This is a genomic window from Agrobacterium vaccinii, from assembly GCF_021310995.1.
Taxonomy (GTDB): Bacteria; Pseudomonadota; Alphaproteobacteria; order Rhizobiales; family Rhizobiaceae; genus Agrobacterium; species Agrobacterium vaccinii.
Genome location: NZ_CP054150.1, coordinates 2,087,346 through 2,108,433, shown reverse-complemented (window position 1 = coordinate 2,108,433; position 21,088 = coordinate 2,087,346). Strand labels below are relative to the sequence as shown.

Genomic DNA, 21,088 nt, shown 5'->3' with positions numbered 1-21,088 from the left:
ATGCATGTTTGCGGCAAAGGTTGCCACGCTCCTTCAATCTAGAGGAGGAAGTGTGCATGACCAAAGTGGTGTATGAGATTGTGGAGCATGATGGCGGCTGGGCTTACCGCATGAGCGGAGCCTATTCCGAAGCCTTTCCCACCCATTCCGACGCCGTCCAGGCCGCCCGCATCGCCGCCGCCGAGCAGCAGGTCGGCGATGAAGACACAGAGATTGCCTATCAGGATGAAGCAGGCCGCTGGCACGAAGAATACAGCCAGGGCGGTGACAGGCCGGAGGCTGAGGTGGTTGACGTTTATGAGGAGCCGCAACCGAGCCGCAATGCCGTCTGAGCTGAGACGGAGATTTATCTTTTGCTGGCGAGCGCGTCAGGGTCCGCTGTTTTTAAAAACCCTTTCAGTCCGTCAACCAGCGCGTTGAAAACGGCGCGGCAGCGGGGAGATGTGCGCAGGTTCTCATGCATTGCGACCCATGTGTGCAGCGGTATTTCCATTTCCGGCAGAATGTGGGTTAGGTTCGGGTCACGGCTGCCAAGGCCGACTTGGCAAAATCCTACGCCTGCACCGGCACGTATCATGGATAGCTGTGCGAGATTGCTGTCGGCGCGAATGGCAAATGGGATATTTTCGGCGTCTGGGATGCTCGGGTTGTCTTTTCTCATTCGCTGAAGGGTGGCTCTTATGAAGGGGGTTTTCCTGTCGAAGCCGATGAGGCGGTGGTTGGTGAGATCGGCTTTGGACAGCGGCGTGCCCATTTTCTGGAGATAGTCGTTGCTCGCGTAGAAACCGACCCTGAAATTACCGATATAGCGCATGACGATCGCATCCTGGACCGGCTCGGACATGCGGATGGCGATATCTGCCTCGCGACGCAGCAAATCCTCGAGCGTATCGGACAGTGAAAGTTCGATCTCCAGCTTTGGATGCAGTTCCTGAAGCGCTGCGATGATCGGCGGTAGGATTTCCACGCCAATGACATCGGACGCGCTGATGCGCACGGCCCCTTCGATCTTTCCCACTTCACCTGAAGCGGCGCGCAAGAGGGCAGAGGCGGTGGCTGCAAGATTTTCGGCGTAGGGCTTTAAGGCAATTGCCGCATCCGTTGGGACCAGCCCGTGGGGCGAGCGGATGAAGAGCTGAAAACCCATGCTCTCCTCCAGCGCACCGATGTGGCGGCCTACGGTCGGCTGGGTTATGCCGAGTTCGCGGGCGGCGGCAGACAGCGATCCGTCGCGTAGGACATTGAGGAAGGTGCGGTAATAATCCCAGCTGATCTCGCGTTCTTTGATCATGGATTTCCGTATAGCCATTCAACATATTTAGACAATTTCGTATAGCGGATAGTGCGCTCATACTCCAGCGATGAATTCACATGGAGTGATAGCATTGACCAACAATAATGAGACGACAAAGCCATTAGCACTTCTTCTGGGCGCGCGTGGCGGTATTGGCGGACACGCCATGGATATGCTGCTGCGCCGGGGCTGGCGCGTGCGGGCGCTTGTTCGGGGCAATGTTCCACAGTCGATCAGTGCCACACTGGAATGGGTTCTGGGCGATGTCATGAGCGCATCCGATGTGGTGAAAGCAGCGGAGGGTGCTTCCCTGATCGTGCACGCCGTCAACCCGGCGGGTTACAAGAATTGGGAAACACTCGTTCTTCCCATGCTGGACAGCACGATCGCCGCCGCGAAAGCAGTCGATGCGCGGATTGTGCTACCCGGAACGGTCTATAATTTCGGGCCCGATGCCTTTCCATTTCCAACGGAGGATAGCTCGCAAAATGCGGTGACACGTAAGGGCGGCATCCGCGTCGAGATGGAGAGAAGGCTACAGGCTTCCGCGACACCGGAAACACCGGTGCTCATCGTTCGCGCCGGTGATTTCTTCGGCCCGGGTGCAAACAACAACTGGTTCAGCCAGGGTCTTGTCACGCCGGGCAAAAAGATTACGCGGATTTCCAACCCCGGTTCACCTGGAGTCGGCCACCAGTGGGCCTATCTGCCGGATGTCGCCGAAACGATGGGTCGCTTGCTGGATCGTGCAGATGAGCTTGAGCCATTCGCAGTCTACCACATGGATGGATTTTGGGATGCTGATGGTAAAGGCATGTCAGCAGCCATCCAGCGGGTGGTTGGTCACAAGATTTCGGTCAAGCAGACGCCTTGGTGGCTGTTGAAGCTTGCCTCACCATTCGTGCCGATGTTTCGAGAGGTGGCCGAAATGCGCTATTTGTGGAAGGTGCCGATCAGGATGAGCAACACAAAACTCACCGGCTTTCTTGGTGATGAGCCGCAAACAGCCATCGATGATGCTGTGTGTGCGACGCTTATCTCTCTCAAATGCCTGAAGCCAGAATATGTTGGCAAGGTTCCGCGAGCCGTATCGCATGCATGACATGCAATGAGATAAGCCGCGCACCCGAATGAATGCGCGGCTTTTTCGTTTTATGCCAGAGCCGGATAGTCGGTGTAGCCTTCAGCACCGCCGCCATAGAAGGTGGCCTGGTTAGGCTCGTTCAACGGAGCATTGTCCTTTAGGCGCTGAACCAGATCCGGGTTGGAAATGAAGGCCTTGCCGAAGGCCACGGCGTCGACCTTGCCGCTTTCGGTCGCTTCGATTGCGCTCTCACGGTTATAGCCATTGTTGGCGATCCACAGGCCTTTGCCACCGGCATTGGTGTAAGCGGCCTTCAAAGCGGCATAGTCGAAAGGCTTGTCGCCCTGCTTGAAATCGCGCGGACCGCCGGTTGCGCCTTCGATGACGTGGATGAAGGACAGGCCACGGCTGCCGAGTTCGCGTACAACATAGTCGAACAAAGGCTGCGGGTCGGCTTCGAAGATGTCATTGGCAGGCGTCACCGGCGAGAGGCGGATGCCCGTCCGGCCAGCGCCGATTTCCTTGGCGACCGCATCGACGACTTCCAGAAGGAAGCGCGCGCGGTTCTCGATGGAGCCGCCGTATTCATCCGTGCGCTGGTTGGTGCCGGATTTCAGGAACTGGTCGATGAGGTAGCCGTTGGCAGCGTGAATTTCCACGCCGTCGAAGCCTGCATCGATGGCTGCGCGCGCGCCGGTGCGGTAATCTTCCAGCACGACGGGAATTTCGTTCAATCCAAGCTCGCGCGGCTCGGATGTTTCGGCAAAGCTGCCGGTGCCGTCATCATTGATGATGTAGGTCTTGGATTTGGCCTTAATGGCGGACGGCGCAACCGGCTGGCCGCCATGTGGCTGCAGCGAGGTGTGCGAAATGCGACCGACGTGCCAGATCTGCGCGACGATCTTGCCGCCTGCCTTGTGCACGCCTTCGGTTACGGCCTTCCAGCCATTGATGGCTTCCTGCTTGTAGAGGCCGGGTACGTCTGCGTAACCCTGACCCTGCTGTGAGACAGGCGTGCCCTCGGTGACGATAAGGCCTGCCGTTGCGCGCTGCTCATAATAGGTAGCGTTGAGATTGTTGGGAATTGCGCCCGGCGAACGGTTGCGGGTGAGGGGGGCCATGACGATGCGGTTTGCCAGCGAAATATCGCCTGCCTGTGCAGGTTCGAACAGTTTAGTCATGAAAGTGCTTTCTCTTCTGGTTGATAGAGAGCGCCGAAAAAGCGCGCTTAAAGCTTCTGGTTCAGATAGCGGAGAAAGGCTGCGATATTGTCCTCGTCACGCTCGTAGAAATTCCACTGCCCGACCTTTCGCGACCGGACCAGCCCGGCGGCCTGCAAGGCCGCAAGGTGGGAGGAGACGGTCGATTGCGACAGGCCTGAAATTTCGAACTGATGCGCGCACACACCCATGGTGAAGGGATGTGCCTGATTGAAATGCTGATCGGGCTCCTTCAGCCATTCCAGAAATTTCAATCGCACCGGATGAGCAATGGCCTTCAGGGCGTCTTCGTGGTTCATATCGTTTCCGTATATCTGCACATTACGATATTTATATCGAGATTTATCGATATCAAGTGCGCGGATGAGATTTCTTTTTGATTTCGCAAAGCAAAAAAAAGACCGCTGGATTTCTCCGCGGCCTGACAGTTTGAAGGCCAAAACCTCCAGAGGGGAACAGCTGCTCGATGCGACCGCATCCGCAACAGCTAATATCAATATGGAAGTGCAGGCGGCCAAGAACAAGGGCGATTTGTTCAATGAACCTCTGGTAGAGAGAAAAATTTTGCGGGTAAAAAAAGAGGGCCACCGGATTGCTCCAGGGCCCTTATAAGTGTGAAGGTTATAAAACCTCCAGAGGGGAACAGCTGACGCGGCGGAACTGGGAGGAAAAGCCGCCGTGTGCATCAGCTGTGTGCGATATGATGCTTTCTTGGGCAGCATTCAACTCTTTTTTGTGCAGGCCAGCCCTGCGTCTGGCGCATCACTGCTATTCGCTGTCATATTTATTTCGCAAATCTGCCAATGAAAATGCGTTGCGCCACCTCTGAGGGATGTCGCTAAGCTGCTCATACTACTACGTTTTCAGCTGATTGAGAGGGTCAGAAATTCCAGTTGCGCGCCTTGGCGACAATAAAGTCTCTGAAAACTTTCAGTTTGGCAGCGTTCTTCAATTCGTCCGGGTAGCAAAAATAGGTATCGAACGACGGAATATCTGCGGGCAACGACAGCTGGATCAGGCCGGGATCGCGCCCGACGATGTAGTCTGGCAGGCATGCAATGCCGATTCCCAGCAGGCAGGCGCGCTTGATCGACGTTTGGCTGTTGATCTGCAAATGCGCCAGCCGCGTGTTATCAGAAGAGCGCCCGGCATTCTCAAGCCAGTTCACATCCAGAAGATAGTTCGGCGCCGGCTCTCCGAAGGAAATGACCTTGTGATTATCGAGATCCTCGATCGACTGCGGCTCTCCGTACCGGTTGATGTAGGAGGGCGCGGCATAGACGTGCATGTGCACGGTAAACAGCTTGCGCTGGATGAGGTCCGATTGCTGTGGCTGGCGCAAGCGGATCGCGCAATCCGCATGGCGCATGTTCACATCCAGCTCTTCATTGTCGAGAATGAGCTGGATGGCCATTTCCGGGTAGAGCTGGAGAAATTCCTGCACCTTGTCCGTCAACCAGCCTTGGCCAAGGCCGACAGTGGTGGTGACGCGCAGCTTGCCGCTCGGTTTCTCCGTCGTTTCCGTCAGTTGCATTTTGACGGTTTCGAGCTTCAACAGAACGTCATGCGCGGTGCGATACAGCAACTCGCCCTGTTCGGTCAGAATGAGGCCACGCGCGTGGCGGTGAAACAGCTTGACGCCGACATCCTGTTCCAGCGCGCTGACCTGACGGCTGATGGCCGACTGGGAGAGATGCAGCTTGTCTGCTGCGTGTGTGAAGGAGCCAGCTTCGGCGGCCGCATGAAATATGCGCAGTTTGTCCCAGTCCAACGGCATAGGCATGCGGTGTTTAGCCTTTCTTATTCAGCGGCAACGGCAAGCGGCGCTTGCGCTGCGAGAAAACGTTCGGCCTCGAGCGCTGCCATGCAGCCCATGCCCGCAGCGGTAATGGCCTGGCGATAGGTATCGTCGGTCACGTCGCCCGCGGCGAAAATGCCGTCGACATCGGTCGCCGTCGAATCAGGTGCGGTCCACATATAGCCGTTCGGCTTCAGCTTCAGCTTGCCTTCGAACAACTCGACCGCTGGCGCGTGGCCAATAGCGACAAAGACGCCGTGAACAGGCATGTCGGTGATATCGCCCGTCTTCGTGTTGCGAATTTTTGCACCAGTGACGGAAGGCGGCATCGGTGGCTTGGCAGGCGTGCCGGTGATTTCGGCGATCTCGCTGTTCCAGAGAATGTTCACATTGGACTTCGCGAACAGACGTTCCTGCAAAATCTTCTCCGAACGGAAGCTATCGCGGCGATGCACGACCGTGACCGACTTGGCAATATTAGAGAGGTAGAGCGCCTCTTCGACAGCCGAATTGCCGCCGCCGACCACGATGACATCCCGGTTGCGGTAGAAGAAGCCATCGCAGGTGGCGCAGGCCGAAACGCCGAAGCCCTGAAAGTGCTGTTCGCTTTCGATGCCCAGCCACTTGGCCTTGGCGCCGGTGCAGATGATCAGGGTATCGGCGGTCCAGACAGCGCCGGAATCGGTTTTGACCGTGAAGGGGCGGCGGGTGGTCTCCACCTCGGTCACCAGATCGTTGACGATCTCAGCGCCCACATGCACGGCCTGCTTCAGCATCTGGTCCATCAGAAACGGCCCCTGAATGGGGTCGGCATAACCAGGATAATTCTCCACATCAGTGGTGATCATCAACTGCCCGCCCTGTTCCATACCGGCAATGAGAACCGGTTCCAGCATGGCGCGGGCCGCATAAATGGCGGCGGTATAGCCAGCGGGGCCGGAGCCGATAATCAGGACTTTGGAGTGGCGGACGGACATGGAACATTCCTTTCTGTGTGAAGGGTGGCAGATGTGGGAGCCATGCGTCCGGCTCAATCGCGATACACCCCTTCGTTGTCCGGTATTTAAGAGTGTCCAGTGCCGATATTCAAGGGCAGCCTTGCGTTACCAACAGGGCATACGCCACTCTACACGTAATTTTGTGTCGCTGGCGCGTAGGATTATTGCGAATCCCGTCCCGTAGAGTAGAAGGAAGCATTCTAGCTCAACAAGGAAGAGCATATTGGCCAGCGTCGAACTCGATGCCATCGATCTGAAAATACTGCGTGAATTGCAGGGTGACGGGCGCATGACCAATGTCGACCTCGCAGACCGCGTCGGCATCTCGGCACCACCCTGCCTGCGCCGCGTGCGCAAGCTGGAAGACGCGGGCATTATCGAAGGCTACCACGCCATGCTGAATGCACCGAAGCTCGGCTTCGATCTCGTGGCCTTCTGCATGGTGGGGCTGAAACGCCAGTCCGAAACCAACCTAAAAGCCTTCGCCGCCGCCACCGATCGCTGGCCATTGGTGCGCCAAGCCTGGATGGTCTCCGGCGACAGCGACTTCCTGCTCCACTGCATCGCCGAAAACCTGACCCAGTTCCAGGACTTCGTCATCGAGGTGCTGACGGCGGACGAACATGTGGATACGGTGCGGACCATGCTGACGATCCGTCAGGTGAAGCGGTTGGGGCTGGTTGGGGTTTGAGGAACTGGTCTTTTTGCATTCAGTCTGATTGATAGGTTTGGTTTTCGGGGAATGAGTATGCATATCGATATCACCATCGTTGCGGGCCGCCGCCCCGATCTTCTGGAACGGACACTGGAAAGTTTCTCCCAGAACGCCTTCAAATTTCACAGGGTCGTCAACGTCTACGCCAACATCGATCCCATATTCGGCACGCCTGATGACGAAGCGCAGTGCATTTCCCTGCTCAAGCGGTATTTTCCCGCCCCTATTATATACACGCCGGAAAAAGCGGGCTTCGGCGCCGCCGTGAAACGTTTGTGGCAGGCCACGAGTGCCGATTACGTATTCCATCTCGAAGATGACTGGATTGCGCTGGACACTCTGGACGCACGTGTCGAAGCCTGCTTCAACGACAAGGTCAAGCAGGTCTCGTTTCATAGTGCGAGCCAGAACTGGGACATCAAGAAGCGGGGTCATCTGCACCGCGGCAAACACTACTGGAAATTCGCAGGCATCAGAGTGCCACGCGGCACCTACACGAAATTCACCACGTCACCCTCCGTGCTGGACGGAAAGGTGGCGCGCAGCAGCGCCGAACTGATGGATCCGGCCTTTGACCCAGAAAAGCAGTTCTATTCTGATGTGAACAAGAAGCTCGAAGAGCACATAGCGCCCTTCGAAAACTACATCTTTTCACCGGGCGGTGTTCCAGTTGTAGAAGACACAGGCCGCGACTGGCGTGATCAACGTGGAATACAGAAGAAGATTGTCAATGCGGCGAGTTCGTGGGTGAGTGAGTAACGCGCGCTGCCGCTGCCTGCACGAAGACACCGTAACCGGACAATAGAAAAGTGGTCTGCTAGCCATCAGTCTCGCAAGCACGCTATTTCAGATCCCGGAAATGCAACAAGAGCTTGGAAAAAACTTTTTGACATTGCTGCGATATGTGGCCTGCGCCTGCTACCCTGGCTGTTCATTGTGCGATATCTTAACTGCGCATCAAAATAAACCTCAGATTTCCACACTTGGCCCAACTATAGGTCGATGAATGTTGGGCAGAGGTCTCCCCGCGCTGGCAAGTGCTTGCAATTGACCGCTTTGCCACCCTATAGACTTTGCGTCGCAATGGCAGACACTGATTTCGTGTCAGGCTTTTCCGTGTAAGAGAAAGTATGCAAAAACAGAGCGTCTCCGCCTTTATCATCTGCCTCAACGAGGAAGCCTATCTTGGCAATTGCATTGAGAGCCTAGAAGGCTGTGCCGAGATCGTCATCGTCGATTCCGGGTCAACCGATGGCACTCAAACGCTGGTTCAGACTTATATCGACAAGGGCTGGCCGATCAGGTTCATGTACGAGCCCTGGCGCGGCTATGCAGGGCAGAAGCAGTTTGCGCTGGAGCAATGCACGCAGGCGTGGTGTCTGAATATCGATGCGGATGAGCGGCTGGATGATGCGTTGCGAGCTAAGCTGCCAGAACTGCTCTCTGCGTCGGAGAATGTTGTCGGCTGGAAAGTGGCGCGGCGGCCCTATCTCATCGGTTTCGGTTATACGCCTGAAAATGTGCGCGAGCGTAAGAATCTTCGGCTCATCCGCAACGGCAAGGGCGCTTACGATCTTTCCCAGAAGGTGCATGAGGGCATCGTGCCAGTGGGGCAGGTCAGCGCGTCGGAAAAGGGCAGTCTGTTGCATTACCGCCCACTCATCATCGATGAGCAGATTTTGAAAGAGAACAAATACTCCACCCTGAAAGCTGATCAGCAATTTGCTGAGGGTCGCAAGGCCCGGCTTTCAAAACTCCTGGTATCGCCCTGGCTGTATTTCCTGAGGCTTTATTTTCGAAATGGCCTGTGGCGTTGCGGTGTGCCTGGCCTGATCGAGGCGGCAACAGGCGGGATTTACGCGTTTCTCACTCAGGCCAAAATACATCAGCGTCACGCGCTGAAACGGCGACCGAATGTCGATGACATGGAGCGCGGAAGGAATAAACCATGAAAGTCATGCATTATCATTTGGGCAAGGATGGCGGCGCGGAGCGTTTTTTCGTGCATCTCGTCAATGCACTGGCCAGCAGGGGCGTGGAGCAGACGGCGGTCATCCGCCCCAATCGTTTGTGGCGCAAGAATATCGACGGAGTATGCGGCATCATCGAAAGCAACTTTCGCAATCTCTCGCCGGATAGACTGTTGCTGCCTATGAAGGTGATGCGCATGGCGCGACACGAACAGCCCAATGCGCTGATGTCTTGGGCGACACGCCCAAGCCGGTTGATGCCAGCCTATAAGGGCTGCATCAAGTTATCTCGGCTGGGCGATTACCCGACAAAACTGGATTACTTCAAGAATACCGACATTCTCGTTTGCAACACGCCCGGCATTGCCGAACACGTGAAAAACATTGGCTGGACGCGTGGGGTGGAGGTCATCTCCAACTTCACCAGCACGCAGGAGATCGCGCCGGTGTCTCGGGCGCAACTGGATACGCCGCCGGATGCGCCCGTGGTGATGTCCATGGGGCGTTTCGTTAAGCGCAAGGGTTTTCACACGCTGATCGATGCCGTCTCCACACTGCCGGGGGTCTATTTGTGGCTGGCGGGAGATGGGGAGGAGCGCGAAGCGCTAGAAGCGCAAGTCGATTCGCGCGACATGCGTGATCGCGTTCGCTTCATCGGCTGGCAGGACGAAACGCGACCCTATGTGGCGGCGGCTGATGTGTTCGTGATGGCGTCCAGCCATGAGCCGCTGGGCAATGTCATTCTCGAAGCCTGGGCGCAGAAAAAGCCGGTCGTCTCCTCCAAATCCGAGGGGCCGTCCTGGTTTATGAAAGATGGCGAGAACGGGTTGCTGGCCGAGATTGATGATGAAAAGGGCTTTGCAGCGGCGATCGGAAATCTTCTGGGTGACCGGGCTCTAGCTGAACGTGTCGCTGTCGGTGGACACGCAACCTTGATGCAGCAGTTTTCTGAAGAAGCTGTCGCCTCAGCCTATATCGAACTCTTCAAACGTAAGCCGTAACAGCGTCGTAGATGCGACCAAGATTGGCCGCTTCGCCCCCGATGGTGAAATGCTGCCCGACGTGCTGACGTGCTGCAACGCATGCTTCGCCGCGCATTGCATCGTCTGTCATCCAGCGTGTTGCTGTCGCGCTCATGCCTCCCAAATCATTGCGGGGGGTGATTTCACCGGTATTCGCCGTTATCAATTCAGGAAAAGCACCCACGTCCGTCGCGATGACCGGAACACCCGTCGCCATGGCTTCCAGTGGGGTCAGGCCGAAGCCTTCCCAGCGCTGGGGGGCGATGAAGAGGTCTAGGGCGCGGTACCAGGCATTGATGTTGGTGTGTTCGCCTACGAAGAGAATGCGGTCGCTGAGGCCTGCGGCGCGAACCTTATCCTTCAGCCCCGTTTCGAATTCGATATGCGGCCCGGTTGCTCGCCCGGCGACGATAGCAGACCAGTCCGGATGTTGTGGCAGAACGGCGATCATGGTGTCTACGAAAAGGTCTGTACCCTTTTGATGGCGAACCCGACCGAAGCATCCGGCATATTTCTGGCCGCTATTAAGGCCAAGCGACTGCTTTGCCTGGGCCTTATCGGCGGGCGGGGAGAAACGGTCTGTGTCTATGCCGTGCATCGCGACGGTGCTCGGCACCTCCAGATAGGACGCCGTCTTGCTGCTGGTTGCGATCACTGCATCCATGCGCGAGACGAGGAACTTCGTCCAGCCGCTGTGTTTGCGTTGGGAGGCAGAGGTGAAGACCAGCTTTAGCTTCATGCGCAGGATATCGCGCATCACGATGCCGGGTAGCATTTCGATGTTGCGGCGGGCGTGCCAGATGCGGGGCGTGCGGCGGGGACCCAACTGCCACAGGCGCCACAGATCGCGAAAGCGAACATGCGGCAGGTCTGGTGGTAGTCCTGGCCCAATGGCGGCCACCATCTGCCCCTGCCTGTTTTGAACGGGCAGGAGTTGAATGATGGTGGATGTTACGCCAGAGAGCCTGCGCTTGAAGTTGGGCGCAAGCACCTGGACATCGGCCAAGTCGACATAGGGCACGATCGGGATCTCGCGGGGAGGGGATCTGGGAATCAACCCCAGTTGACGGAGAGGATTTCGTAACCGCGCGAACCGCCCGGCGCGTTCACTTCGATGCTGTCGCCGACTTCCTTGCCGATGAGGGCACGGGCGATGGGCGAGGAGATCGAGATGCGACCCTGCTTCACGTCTGCTTCCTGATCACCAACGATCTGGTAGGTCTTTTCCTCGTTGGAATCCTCATCGATCAGCTTGATGGTTGCGCCGAACTTGATGGTGGAGCCAGACATTTTCGACAGGTCGATGACTTCGGCGCGGGCCGTCAGGTCTTCAAGTTCGGCAACGCGGCCTTCATTGTGGCTCTGGGCTTCCTTGGCGGCGTGATATTCCGCATTTTCGGACAGGTCGCCATGGGCGCGCGCTTCCGAAATAGCTTCGATGATACGGGGACGCTCTTCCTGCTGACGCCAGCGGAGTTCTTCCTGCAGCTTGACGAATCCACCCTGAGTCATCGGTACTTTTTCTACCATTTTTTTCTTCCTCGCATTCATCCTGCGGTACCCGCAGACACAAAAAGAAACAGGTCCCGGGGCAAAACCACGGAACCAGTCAAAATCACAATTCCCGCGACTATATCAGAAGTCGGCAACGGATTGCCAGCAAATTTGAACCTGATGATTTCCTGTAAAAAACTGAAGCTTTTTAGACCGTTCTTGACAGAGATTTCAAGAACATATAGTGAACATTGTTATGAAAAAGTCGATTAGAGAGCGTTTGGCCGTCCTTTCCGATGCAGCGAAGTATGATGCGTCCTGTGCTTCCAGCGGCACGACAAAGCGTAGTTCTTCTGGGTCGGGAGGGTTAGGCTCAACGGAAGGATCGGGCATTTGCCATGCCTATGCGCCCGACGGACGCTGCATTTCGCTGCTGAAAATATTGCTGACCAATTTCTGCATCTATGACTGTGCTTATTGCGTCAACCGTTCTTCCAGCAATGTGGAGCGGGCACGGTTTACGGTAGAAGAGGTGGTTTGGCTGACGCTGGAGTTTTACCGGCGTAATTACATTGAGGGCCTGTTTCTGTCCTCCGGCATTATCCGCTCGTCCGATCATACGATGGAAGAACTGGTGCGGGTGGCCAAAGAGTTGCGCGTGACCCACGGTTTCAAGGGGTACATTCACCTCAAATCCATACCCGAGGCATCGGCGCATCTGGTGGAAGAGGCCGGGCTTTATGCAGACCGCCTGTCGATCAACATCGAGCTTCCCACCGATAGCGGCATCGGCCAGTTTGCACCTGAAAAGCAGCCCGCCAACATCCGAAAATCCATGGCCGATATTCGCCTGAAAATCGAGGAGGCTGGGGAACCGACGCTGCGGACGAAGCGGGTGAAACGATTTGCCCCGGCGGGCCAGAGCACCCAGATGATCGTCGGTGCCGATGGTGCCAACGACACGACCATTCTGACCACGAGCGCGCGCCTCTATGGTAGTTATGGATTGCGACGTGTGTATTACTCGGCCTTCAGCCCTATTCCCGATTCGTCGAAGAACCTGCCGCTGATCAAGCCGCCTTTGATGCGCGAGCACCGGCTTTATCAGGCGGACTGGCTCTATCGCTTCTACGGTTTCGATATCGGCGAAATCGCTTCGACGCAGAAAGACGGTATGCTGGATTTGGATATCGATCCGAAACTGGCATGGGCCTTGGCCAATCGCCAGCGTTTTCCGGTGGACGTGAATTCGGCAGATCGCGAGATGCTGCTGCGTGTACCGGGGTTTGGCACCAAGACCGTCAAATCTATTCTCTCATCGCGGCGTTTCCGGCAGTTGCGGCTGGAGGATATCGCCCGCTTTGGCGTCTCGTTGAAAAAGGTGAAAGCCTTTGTGGTGGCGGGAGGATGGACTCCCGGCAAGCTGACGGAGCGTCCCGACCTGCGCGACATGTTTACCCCAAAGCCTGAACAATTGTCGCTGCTGTAATGTACAGGGTGGCGCTGGAGGGCCGGGGAGATTTCAACGAGTGGCGCGATGCTGCGCGAACGTTTCTTTCCGCAAATGTCGCGCCGCAGGAGATCGACTGGCGGTTTCAGGGGGAAGAGAAAGGGTTGTTCGGCTTTGAGGAGGGTGACCGGTTGCCATCGAGCGGCGGATCGGCCAACGTCAACGTGCCCTCGGCCTTCATTCCCTTGGCACAAACCATCATTTGTCACAGCGCACCGGAACGGTTTTCATTGCTGTATCGGTTGCTGTGGCGTTTAGGGCAGGACAGGGCGCTGTTGCAGTTCAAGTCCGACCCTGATGTTTCCGAAGCGCGGAAGATGGAAAAATCCGTGCGCCGCGACAGCCACAAGATGACGGCTTTCGTGCGTTTCAAGGAAGTGCCACTGCCGGAGGGTGTCGCCGCTCGCCGCCGGTTCATTGCGTGGTTCGAGCCTGACCATTTCATCGTCGAGCGAAAGGCTGCGTTTTTTCAGCGTCGTTTCACCGATATGGACTGGGTCATCGCAACGCCCAAGGGGTCGGCGCGCTGGGATGGTAAAACACTCGAAACATCACGGCTTGCCGCCGAGCAGCCGGATTTGTCCGATGAGACGGATGAGCTGTGGCGCACCTATTACGCCAATATTTTCAATCCCGCCCGCTTGAAAATCAAGGCGATGACGGCGGAGATGCCGAAGAAATACTGGAAGAACCTGCCCGAAGCGGACCTCATACCCGGCCTTATCCTGAACGCTGAGGCCCGCGTGCTGGAAATGGGCGTAAAGGCGGCGACCGAGCCGCAACTGTTTCACCATCGCATACAGGCGGCGGCGGAAAGCAGGCCAGCGCCCGTTTTGCCGGATGCAGATACGCTGGAAGGTTTGAAGCACGAGGCGAAAGGGTGCACGCTCTGTCCTTTGCATTGCAAGGCAACGCAAACGGTGTTTGGAGAAGGCCCTGTCAATGCTGACGTCATGGTCGTTGGCGAGCAGCCTGGAGATTTCGAAGATCTGGCCGGACGTCCTTTCGTCGGTCCGGCGGGCAAGGTGTTCGACCAGGTGCTGGGCGAGACGGGAATTGAGCGCCAATCGCTCTACGTCACCAATGCCGTAAAGCATTTCAAATACGAGGCGCGCGGAAAGAAGCGCATTCACCAGCGGCCGGACGCGGGCGAAGTGCAGCGTTGTCGCTGGTGGCTGACGCGGGAGATCGATCTGGTTCAACCCAAGCTCATTGTGGCGATGGGAGCGACGGCAATGTTTGCGCTGACGGATTTGAAGGAAAAACTGTCGGACATGCGCGGCAGGCCCATACCCATGGACGGCGGCAGGATGCTCTTCGTGACGGTGCATCCGTCTTATTTGTTGCGCATACCGGAAGAGCAAAGAAAGGCCGAGGAGTTTCAGCGGTTCCGGGAGGATATGCAGGCAGTTCTTAGGCTGATGGAGGTGGGACCCGCGTCAGCTGCCGCGCTGTCAGCTTGATGTTGTTATCTCGTTTAAAACCGCCTCAAGGCGGTCGAAATTCTGCTCGTTGGCGGCGGTGATGAATTTCTCCAGATGCAGGTTTGCATCCGTCGCTTCAAACACCATTCGCCATTGCAAAATCGTACCAGCACGGTTTTTGATGAAGTTCATGCTCATCGTGTAGACGTGCATCGGCTCATGGTGCTCGAACACGATGCTTTCCGGCGCTACGATGTCGCGAAACGTCAAGACGTTGTGGAAATCCGTGCCGTCCGAGGCTGTCATGGTGATGGTCCATGTGCCGCCGGGACGAAAGTCGAATGCGGTGATCTTATTGGTAAAGCCGTGTGGACCCCACCATTGTTCCAGCAGCTTCGGATTAGCAAATGCCTGAAACAGCGTCTCGCGGTCGACTGAGAACAGCCGCTCGTTAAAAATCTCCATTGTGTCCATCATCTTCCCTCCATTCGCCATGCCGAATGATAAAGTCTGGATAAAGCAAAACCGGCCTGCATGTTGGCAGGCCGGTTTATGAACCTTCTATGATCTGCTCGGATCAAAAGTAGCTTTGCAAAGGCCTTACGTCCAAGCTGCCGGCTTTGAGCGCCTTTATGGCAAGCGCTGCGGATTCAGCACCTGACATCGTCGTGTAATAAGGCACTTTCTGCATCAGCGTCGCGCGGCGCAGCGATTTCGAGTCCGAGATCGCCTTGTTGCTGTCCGTCGTGTTGATGACCAGCTGGACCTGACGGTTGCGGATGGCGTCTTCGATGTGTGGACGCCCTTCCTGCACCTTGTTGATCTTTTCGGCATCGATGCCCTGTTCAGCGAGGAAGCGCTGTGTGCCGCCGGTTGCCAGAACCTTGAAGCCGATCTCCACCAGATGGCGGATGGCAGGCAGAACCCGTTCCTTGTCTTCATCGCGGACAGACACGAACACAGCGCCGGAGCGAGGCAGATCGACGCTGGCGCCCAGCTGCGCCTTGGCAAAGGCGAGCGCGAAGTCCGTGTCGAGGCCGATGACTTCACCGGTGGAGCGCATTTCTGGTCCCAGCAGAATATCGACGCCGGGGAAGCGGGCAAACGGGAACACGGCTTCCTTGACAGCGATATGCTTGAGGTTGCGTGGATCGGGCTTTGCGCCGTAAGCCGCAATCGCCGCATCCAGCTTTTCGCCGGTCATGATGCGGGCCGCGATCTTGGCAATTGGCGCGCCGATGGTCTTGGCGACGAACGGCACGGTACGCGAGGCGCGCGGGTTGACTTCCAGAACGTAAATCGTGCCGTCCTTGATGGCATATTGCACGTTCATCAGGCCGCCTACGTTCAACGCCTTGGCCATGGCCGTCGTCTGGCGCTCCAGCTCATTCAACGTTTCTTCGGACAGCGAGCGGGATGGCAGCGAGCAGGCGCTGTCGCCGGAGTGAATACCGGCTTCTTCGATGTGTTCCATGATGCCGGACACGAAGACATTTTCGCCATCGCACAATGCATCGACGTCCACTTCGACCGCATTGGTCAGGTAGCTATCGAACAGCAGCGGGTTCTTGCCCAACAGCGTGTTGATCTGGCCGGTTTTGTCGTTGGGGTAGCGCTGCTTGATGTCTTCGGGCACCAGGCCCGGAACGGTGTCCAGTAGATAGGTCTGGAGCTGTCCCTCGGAATGGATGATCTGCATGGCGCGGCCACCCAGAACATAGGACGGGCGCACGACCAGCGGGAAGCCGATTTCGGAGGCGACCAAACGGGCCTGCTCGACGGAATAGGCGATGCCGTTGTTCGGCTGGTTCAGGTCCAGCTTCATCAGAAGCTTCTGGAAACGGTCGCGGTCTTCGGCAAGGTCGATCATATCAGGCGCTGTGCCGAGGATCGGAATGCCGTTCTTTTCGAGCGCTTCGGCCAGCTTCAGCGGTGTCTGGCCGCCGAACTGCACGATGACGCCGACCAACTCGCCCTTTTCCTGCTCGGCACGCATGATCTCGATCACGTCTTCAGCCGTCAGCGGCTCGAAGTACAGGCGGTCGGAGGTGTCGTAGTCGGTGGAGACAGTCTCAGGGTTGCAGTTGATCATGATGGCTTCGAAGCCAGCATCCTTCAGCGCGAAGGCGGCGTGGCAGCAGCAATAGTCGAACTCGATGCCCTGGCCGATACGGTTCGGACCACCGCCGAGAATGACGACCTTCTTGCGGTCGGAAACCTGCGCCTCGGAGCGCAGCTGACCAACGAAAGGCATCTCATAGGTGGAGTACATGTAGGCGGTGGGCGAGGCGAATTCGGCGGCGCAGGTGTCGATGCGCTTGAAGACCGGGCGAACATTGAGGCTGTTGCGAAGTTCCGCCACTTCCTTCGGGCGCTTCTTGGTCAGGCTTGCGAGGCGGGCATCGGAAAAGCCCATGGCCTTCAGCGAGCGCAGGTTTTCAGCGTCCTGTGGCAGGCCGTGTTCGCGCACGCGGGCTTCCATGTCCACGATCGCCTTGAACTGGGCGATGAACCATGGGTCGATCTTGCTGTTTTCGTGTACTTCAGCCTCGGACATGCCCATGCGCAAGGCCTGCGCAACCATGCGCAAGCGATCCGGCGTCGGTGTGCCGATGGCAGCGCGGATGGCGTTCTTGGAGCCTTCGCCCTCTTCGTAGCCGGGGATTTCGATCTCATCGAGACCTGTAAGGCCGGTTTCCAGACCACGAAGGGCCTTCTGAAGCGACTCTGCGAAGGTACGGCCAATCGCCATGACTTCACCGACCGACTTCATGGCGGTCGTCAGAATTGGCGATGCGCCTGGGAATTTCTCGAAGGCGAAACGCGGGATCTTGGTGACGACGTAGTCGATGGACGGTTCGAAGGACGCAGGCGTTGCGCCGCCCGTGATGTCGTTGTCCAGCTCGTCCAGCGTGTAACCGACGGCGAGCTTGGCGGCGACCTTGGCAATCGGGAAGCCGGTGGCCTTGGAGGCAAGCGCAGACGAGCGCGACACGCGCGGGTTCATTTCGATGACGACCAGACGACCGTCCTTCGGGTTGACGGCGAACTGCACGTTCGAGCCGCCTGTTTCGACGCCGATTTCGCGAAGGACGGCGATCGATGCATTGCGCATCATCTGGTATTCTTTGTCCGTCAGCGTCAGGGCAGGGGCGACCGTGATGCTATCGCCAGTGTGCACGCCCATCGGGTCGATATTTTCGATGGAGCAGATGATGATGCAGTTGTCCGCCTTGTCGCGGACGACTTCCATTTCATATTCCTTCCAGCCGAGAACCGATTCTTCAATCAGCACTTCGGTGGTGGGCGATGCATCCAGACCGCCTCCGATGATTTCGAAAAATTCCGAGCGGTTGTAGGCAATGCCGCCGCCGGTGCCGCCCATAGTGAAGGACGGGCGGATGATGGCTGGCAGGCCGACGACATCAATAGCCTGCGCGGCAATCGCCATGGCGTGGCTGATGTAGCGCTGCTTGCGGTCCGTCTCGCCGAGGTTCCACTGGTTTTCGAGGTTGTCGAGCGCCTTGTCGAGCTCTGCACCGGAAAGCTTTGCCTTCAGGTCGGCGCGGGCTGCTTCATGCGTCTTGCGGTCTGCATCCTTGATGTCGGTGGCGTTGGCCAGCATCGACTTAGGTGTTTCCAGACCAATGCGCTTCATGGCTTCGCGGAACAAGGCGCGGTCTTCGGCCATGTCGATGGCCTCGGGCTTGGCGCCGATCATCTCGACATTGTAGCGATCCAGCACACCCATGCGCTTCAGGGAAAGCGCCGTGTTCAACGCCGTCTGGCCGCCCATGGTGGGCAGCAGCGCGTCGGGACGTTCCTTGGCGATGATCTTGGCAACGACTTCAGGCGTGATCGGCTCGACGTAGGTCGCGTCGGCCAGACCGGGGTCTGTCATGATCGTGGCGGGGTTGGAGTTGACCAGAATGACCCGGTAGCCCTCTTCCTTCAGCGCCTTGCAGGCCTGCGTGCCGGAATAGTCGAACTCGCATGCCTGACCGATGACAATCGGTCCAGCGCCGATGATAAGGATGGACTTGATATCTTGGCGCTTCGGCATGGCTCTCGTTCCGCTTTCTCGTTGCGCAAAAAACGGCCATGGTGAAACTCACCGGCCGCGGGCGCGCAATTCCAATCTTTTCAGGCTAGAAGCGGCTTATAGGCAAATGTCTTGGTGAACGGAACCCCGAATCTTCTGTTTCCGACAGGAAATTTGGAACACGCTATTCGCGATAGCAGACATGATCCTTTATGGTCGCAAAAACGTATAGTCATTTGAATGAATTAAGTTTGCTTTCACACGCACAGAACAGGGCATTATGATCACCGTTCATTATCTGGAAAACTCCCGCGCGCACCGCATTCTCTGGCTGCTGGAAGAACTCGGCCTCGACTATGAGGTAAAGACCTATAAACGCGGGCCGGACATGCGTGCGCCGAAGAGCCTGAAAGCGGTGCACCCGCTTGGCAAGTCGCCCGTCATCGAAGATGGCGGCAAGATTTACGCCGAAAGCGGCGCCATCATCGAATATCTGATCGATACCTATGGAAAGGGTGCGTTTCGCCCGCAGCCGGGAACGGATGACCACCAGCGTTATGTCTACTGGCTTCATTACTCCGAAGGCTCCGCCATGCCGCCGCTGCTGCTGAAACTTCTGTTTTCGCGCATTCCGGGCCAGGTCCCGTTTTTCCTGCGGCCCGTTGCGAGCATGATTTCAAAAGGCGTGATGGGCAAGCTGGTTGACCCGCAGCTGGCGGATCACACTGCTTATTGGGACAACGAGCTCGCGGCGACTGGTTATTTCGTTGGACATGAGCTCTCCGGTGCAGACATTGCGATGAGCTTTCCGGTGGAGGCGGCCATGAGCCGTGCGGAGGGGATGGAAGGCCGCAAGGCGATCCGTCGCTACCTTGAAACCATCCGCGCGAGACCCGCATACCAGCGCGCCTTGAAAAAGGGCGGAGCCTACGTCTTCGCTAACAGCTAAGGTGCCGGAACGCTTTGGAGAGTTTAGCGTTTCAGCATGGCAAGTAAGGGGAGACTGACATGCAGTGGAGAGGGCGTCGCCAATCCGACAATATTGAAGACAGACGTGGAATGTCGTCCGGCGGCATGGGTGGGGGCGGCGGTTTTCGCTTGCCCACCGGCGGTCGCGGCGGTGGCATCGGCATCGGTGGCCTCGTCGTCATCCTGCTGATTAGCTGGGCTTTGGGCATCAACCCGCTAACGCTTTTGTCCGGCGGCGATATCTCCGGCGATAGCGGCAGCACTCAACAGACCACGGGCACCAGGCCGCAGGGCCAGTCCAGTGATGAGACAACGGCGTTCGTGCGCACGGTTCTTGCAGAAACAGAAGATACCTGGGGCAAGATTTTCAGTGCCTCCAACGAGACCTATGAGAAGCCGACACTGGTGTTGTTCGGTGGACAGGTGCGTTCCGCCTGCGGCACGGCGTCTTCGGCCAGTGGGCCGTTCTATTGCCCGGTCGATCGCAAGGTCTATCTCGACACAGAATTCTTCCGCGAACTCGACAAGCGTTTCGGTGCATCGGGTGACTTTGCGCAGGCCTATGTTATCGCACATGAGGTCGGTCACCACGTTCAGAACCTGACCGGTGTCCTGCCCGAGTTCAACCGCCAGCGTCAGTCCATGGGCGAGACGGAGGCCAACAAGATGTCGGTCAAGGTTGAGCTTCAGGCCGATTGCTATGCCGGTATCTGGGGCAAGTCCACGCAGCAGAAGGGTATTCTGGAAGCGGGCGATCTGGAGGAAGCTCTGAATGCAGCCCACCAGATCGGTGACGATACTTTGCAGAAGAAGTCGCAGGGCTATGTCGTGCCGGATAGTTTCAACCACGGTACTTCCGCACAACGCGCAGAGTGGTTCAAGCGCGGTTTCCAAAGCGGTCGCGTCGAAGATTGCGATACGTTTTCGGCAGACATCTGATCGAACGTTCGAGACTTGGGGGAGGGGGCGTAAGCCCCCTTTTTCGCGTATCAGCGAATGATCAGCGCCGTCACAAACATGCCGAGGGCAAAGATCGTGTGTGCCACGAGGTTCAGGGCTCGCACCTTGTTCGGATTTGGTGTTTTGGATGCCGCCCAGCCGATGCCAAGGCCGGGCTGAAGCAGAAACCAGCCAGCGCCGACGGTGATGATGCCCACGATCCACGGCAGAAGAAATGTCGGTGCGGCAAACCACCCCGCGGGTACTATCATTGCAAGCAGGATGCCGTAGATGATGCCAACGGCGTAATGGGATATCCAGCCAAGTGCCACTTCATGCTCGTAGGGTGCTGCTTTCGCGATGCTGTCATGAAAAACCGTGCCCTTGGGCAAATGCCAGAACCAGCGGCCTACCGGTCCCCAATTCGCAGCGGGTTGCTTGAACAGGCGGTAGAGGATGATGGCCCAGACATCCATGAAAATGGTTCCTCCAATGCCCATGGCGACCCCGCGCCACACGATTTCCCATACCATGATGTCCTCCATCCCGACTCACAACTGCCTCTCGGTTAAGGTGTCGGGTTTTGGGCGGGGCTACAAGGTCGGTTTG

At 57.3% G+C, this 21,088-nt stretch carries 21 protein-coding genes; 11 read left to right on the top strand and 10 right to left on the bottom strand.

The features are described 5' to 3' along the window. Positions 1–56 precede the first annotated feature (56 nt). Complete coding sequence (locus HRR99_RS10480; RefSeq protein ID WP_111837867.1) at positions 57–332, top strand: DUF2188 domain-containing protein; 276 nt, start codon at positions 57–59, stop codon at positions 330–332. 14 nt (positions 333–346) lie between these two features. On the opposite strand, the gene HRR99_RS10475 is transcribed toward HRR99_RS10480, so the two are convergent. Beyond that, positions 347–1,291, bottom strand: a complete 945-nt coding sequence (locus tag HRR99_RS10475) for a LysR family transcriptional regulator (RefSeq protein WP_111837868.1) — start codon at positions 1,289–1,291, stop codon at positions 347–349. Positions 1,292–1,385: 94 nt separating this feature from the next. Here HRR99_RS10475 and HRR99_RS10470 point away from each other — a divergent pair, with 94 nt between their 5' ends. Then, on the top strand, positions 1,386–2,396 hold the full coding sequence (locus HRR99_RS10470) for an NAD(P)H-binding protein (RefSeq protein WP_233121598.1): 1,011 nt from the start codon (positions 1,386–1,388) through the stop codon (positions 2,394–2,396). 50 nt (positions 2,397–2,446) lie between these two features. On the opposite strand, the gene HRR99_RS10465 is transcribed toward HRR99_RS10470, so the two are convergent. Together HRR99_RS10465 and HRR99_RS10460 are read right to left on the bottom strand one after the other, a co-directional pair. Further along, positions 2,447–3,559, bottom strand: coding sequence for an alkene reductase (locus HRR99_RS10465; RefSeq protein ID WP_233121596.1), 1,113 nt, complete (start codon positions 3,557–3,559; stop codon positions 2,447–2,449). 47 nt (positions 3,560–3,606) lie between these two features. Continuing rightward, positions 3,607–3,897: an ArsR/SmtB family transcription factor gene (locus tag HRR99_RS10460; RefSeq protein WP_111837871.1), complete on the bottom strand. Its 291-nt coding sequence runs from the start codon at positions 3,895–3,897 to the stop codon at positions 3,607–3,609. 64 nt (positions 3,898–3,961) lie between these two features. Between HRR99_RS10460 and HRR99_RS10455 the strand changes: the two genes are divergently transcribed. Then, positions 3,962–4,210, top strand: a complete 249-nt coding sequence (locus tag HRR99_RS10455; RefSeq protein ID WP_233121594.1) for a hypothetical protein — start codon at positions 3,962–3,964, stop codon at positions 4,208–4,210. A gap of 268 nt (positions 4,211–4,478) precedes the next feature. On the opposite strand, the gene HRR99_RS10450 is transcribed toward HRR99_RS10455, so the two are convergent. Together HRR99_RS10450 and trxB are read right to left on the bottom strand one after the other, a co-directional pair. Then, positions 4,479–5,375 carry a LysR family transcriptional regulator VtlR gene (locus HRR99_RS10450; RefSeq protein WP_062448936.1) on the bottom strand — a complete coding sequence of 299 codons (897 nt, stop codon included), beginning with the start codon at positions 5,373–5,375 and terminating at the stop codon, positions 4,479–4,481. 23 nt (positions 5,376–5,398) lie between these two features. Further along, positions 5,399–6,373 (bottom strand): thioredoxin-disulfide reductase, encoded by a 975-nt coding sequence (gene trxB, locus HRR99_RS10445; protein ID WP_111837873.1) that lies wholly within the window; start codon positions 6,371–6,373, stop codon positions 5,399–5,401. Between the two features lie 244 nt (positions 6,374–6,617). Here trxB and HRR99_RS10440 point away from each other — a divergent pair, with 244 nt between their 5' ends. The 4 genes from HRR99_RS10440 to HRR99_RS10425 all read left to right on the top strand — a co-directional run bounded on the left by HRR99_RS10440 (position 6,618) and on the right by HRR99_RS10425 (position 10,080). Continuing rightward, positions 6,618–7,085, top strand: a complete 468-nt coding sequence (locus HRR99_RS10440; RefSeq protein ID WP_233121593.1) for an Lrp/AsnC family transcriptional regulator — start codon at positions 6,618–6,620, stop codon at positions 7,083–7,085. A gap of 57 nt (positions 7,086–7,142) precedes the next feature. Continuing rightward, positions 7,143–7,868 (top strand): glycosyltransferase family 2 protein, encoded by a 726-nt coding sequence (locus HRR99_RS10435; protein WP_233121591.1) that lies wholly within the window; start codon positions 7,143–7,145, stop codon positions 7,866–7,868. Between the two features lie 371 nt (positions 7,869–8,239). Beyond that, complete coding sequence (locus HRR99_RS10430) at positions 8,240–9,061, top strand: glycosyltransferase family 2 protein (RefSeq protein ID WP_233121590.1); 822 nt, start codon at positions 8,240–8,242, stop codon at positions 9,059–9,061. Further along, complete coding sequence (locus tag HRR99_RS10425; protein ID WP_233121588.1) at positions 9,058–10,080, top strand: glycosyltransferase; 1,023 nt, start codon at positions 9,058–9,060, stop codon at positions 10,078–10,080. The genes HRR99_RS10430 and HRR99_RS10425 overlap by 4 nt, the downstream gene beginning before the upstream one ends. On the opposite strand, the gene HRR99_RS10420 is transcribed toward HRR99_RS10425, so the two are convergent. Both HRR99_RS10420 and greA read right to left on the bottom strand, forming a co-directional pair. Then, the gene (locus tag HRR99_RS10420) at positions 10,064–11,122 is read right to left on the bottom strand and encodes a glycosyltransferase family 4 protein (protein WP_233121586.1); all 1,059 of its coding nucleotides are present in this window, start codon (positions 11,120–11,122) and stop codon (positions 10,064–10,066) included. The two genes, HRR99_RS10425 and HRR99_RS10420, sit on opposite strands and share 17 nt — an antisense overlap. Positions 11,123–11,154: 32 nt before the next feature. Continuing rightward, the gene (greA, locus tag HRR99_RS10415; RefSeq protein WP_111837887.1) at positions 11,155–11,631 is read right to left on the bottom strand and encodes a transcription elongation factor GreA; all 477 of its coding nucleotides are present in this window, start codon (positions 11,629–11,631) and stop codon (positions 11,155–11,157) included. Positions 11,632–11,851: 220 nt separating this feature from the next. On the opposite strand from greA, the gene HRR99_RS10410 reads away from it, so the two are divergent. Both HRR99_RS10410 and HRR99_RS10405 read left to right on the top strand, forming a co-directional pair. Further along, complete coding sequence (locus HRR99_RS10410; protein ID WP_233121585.1) at positions 11,852–13,084, top strand: putative DNA modification/repair radical SAM protein; 1,233 nt, start codon at positions 11,852–11,854, stop codon at positions 13,082–13,084. Next, positions 13,084–14,568, top strand: coding sequence for a UdgX family uracil-DNA binding protein (locus HRR99_RS10405; RefSeq protein WP_233121583.1), 1,485 nt, complete (start codon positions 13,084–13,086; stop codon positions 14,566–14,568). Before HRR99_RS10410 ends, HRR99_RS10405 begins: the two co-directional genes overlap by 1 nt. Here the strand turns inward: HRR99_RS10405 and HRR99_RS10400 are convergent. After that, positions 14,560–15,006: an SRPBCC domain-containing protein gene (locus HRR99_RS10400; protein ID WP_233121581.1), complete on the bottom strand. Its 447-nt coding sequence runs from the start codon at positions 15,004–15,006 to the stop codon at positions 14,560–14,562. The genes HRR99_RS10405 and HRR99_RS10400 overlap by 9 nt on opposite strands. A 100-nt stretch (positions 15,007–15,106) precedes the next feature. After that, complete coding sequence (gene carB / locus HRR99_RS10395; protein ID WP_233121580.1) at positions 15,107–18,592, bottom strand: carbamoyl-phosphate synthase large subunit; 3,486 nt, start codon at positions 18,590–18,592, stop codon at positions 15,107–15,109. Positions 18,593–18,851: 259 nt separating this feature from the next. Between carB and HRR99_RS10390 the strand changes: the two genes are divergently transcribed. Beyond that, positions 18,852–19,520: a glutathione S-transferase gene (locus HRR99_RS10390; RefSeq protein ID WP_233121578.1), complete on the top strand. Its 669-nt coding sequence runs from the start codon at positions 18,852–18,854 to the stop codon at positions 19,518–19,520. A 59-nt stretch (positions 19,521–19,579) separates the two neighbouring features. Next, entirely contained in the window at positions 19,580–20,479 is a 900-nt protein-coding gene (gene ypfJ, locus HRR99_RS10385) for a KPN_02809 family neutral zinc metallopeptidase (RefSeq protein WP_233121576.1), read from the top strand. A 50-nt stretch (positions 20,480–20,529) separates the two neighbouring features. On the opposite strand, the gene HRR99_RS10380 is transcribed toward ypfJ, so the two are convergent. After that, positions 20,530–21,012 carry a DUF2938 domain-containing protein gene (locus HRR99_RS10380; protein WP_233121575.1) on the bottom strand — a complete coding sequence of 161 codons (483 nt, stop codon included), beginning with the start codon at positions 21,010–21,012 and terminating at the stop codon, positions 20,530–20,532. Between the last annotated feature and the right edge of the window lie 76 nt (positions 21,013–21,088).

Excerpts from the sequence above, each read along its gene's own strand:
- HRR99_RS10480 (WP_111837867.1), top strand. The coding sequence starts at position 57 with ATGACCAAAGTGGTGTATGAGATTGTGGAGCATGATGGCGGCTGGGCT.
- HRR99_RS10475 (WP_111837868.1), bottom strand. The coding sequence starts at position 1,291 with ATGATCAAAGAACGCGAGATCAGCTGGGATTATTACCGCACCTTCCTC.
- HRR99_RS10465 (WP_233121596.1), bottom strand. The coding sequence starts at position 3,559 with ATGACTAAACTGTTCGAACCTGCACAGGCAGGCGATATTTCGCTGGCA.
- HRR99_RS10460 (WP_111837871.1), bottom strand. The coding sequence starts at position 3,897 with ATGAACCACGAAGACGCCCTGAAGGCCATTGCTCATCCGGTGCGATTG.
- HRR99_RS10455 (WP_233121594.1), top strand. The coding sequence starts at position 3,962 with ATGAGATTTCTTTTTGATTTCGCAAAGCAAAAAAAAGACCGCTGGATT.
- HRR99_RS10450 (WP_062448936.1), bottom strand. The coding sequence starts at position 5,375 with ATGCCGTTGGACTGGGACAAACTGCGCATATTTCATGCGGCCGCCGAA.
- trxB (WP_111837873.1), bottom strand. The coding sequence starts at position 6,373 with ATGTCCGTCCGCCACTCCAAAGTCCTGATTATCGGCTCCGGCCCCGCT.
- HRR99_RS10435 (WP_233121591.1), top strand. The coding sequence starts at position 7,143 with ATGCATATCGATATCACCATCGTTGCGGGCCGCCGCCCCGATCTTCTG.
- HRR99_RS10430 (WP_233121590.1), top strand. The coding sequence starts at position 8,240 with ATGCAAAAACAGAGCGTCTCCGCCTTTATCATCTGCCTCAACGAGGAA.
- HRR99_RS10425 (WP_233121588.1), top strand. The coding sequence starts at position 9,058 with ATGAAAGTCATGCATTATCATTTGGGCAAGGATGGCGGCGCGGAGCGT.
- greA (WP_111837887.1), bottom strand. The coding sequence starts at position 11,631 with ATGGTAGAAAAAGTACCGATGACTCAGGGTGGATTCGTCAAGCTGCAG.
- HRR99_RS10410 (WP_233121585.1), top strand. The coding sequence starts at position 11,852 with ATGAAAAAGTCGATTAGAGAGCGTTTGGCCGTCCTTTCCGATGCAGCG.
- HRR99_RS10405 (WP_233121583.1), top strand. The coding sequence starts at position 13,084 with ATGTACAGGGTGGCGCTGGAGGGCCGGGGAGATTTCAACGAGTGGCGC.
- HRR99_RS10400 (WP_233121581.1), bottom strand. The coding sequence starts at position 15,006 with ATGATGGACACAATGGAGATTTTTAACGAGCGGCTGTTCTCAGTCGAC.
- carB (WP_233121580.1), bottom strand. The coding sequence starts at position 18,592 with ATGCCGAAGCGCCAAGATATCAAGTCCATCCTTATCATCGGCGCTGGA.
- HRR99_RS10390 (WP_233121578.1), top strand. The coding sequence starts at position 18,852 with ATGATCACCGTTCATTATCTGGAAAACTCCCGCGCGCACCGCATTCTC.
- ypfJ (WP_233121576.1), top strand. The coding sequence starts at position 19,580 with ATGCAGTGGAGAGGGCGTCGCCAATCCGACAATATTGAAGACAGACGT.
- HRR99_RS10380 (WP_233121575.1), bottom strand. The coding sequence starts at position 21,012 with ATGGTATGGGAAATCGTGTGGCGCGGGGTCGCCATGGGCATTGGAGGA.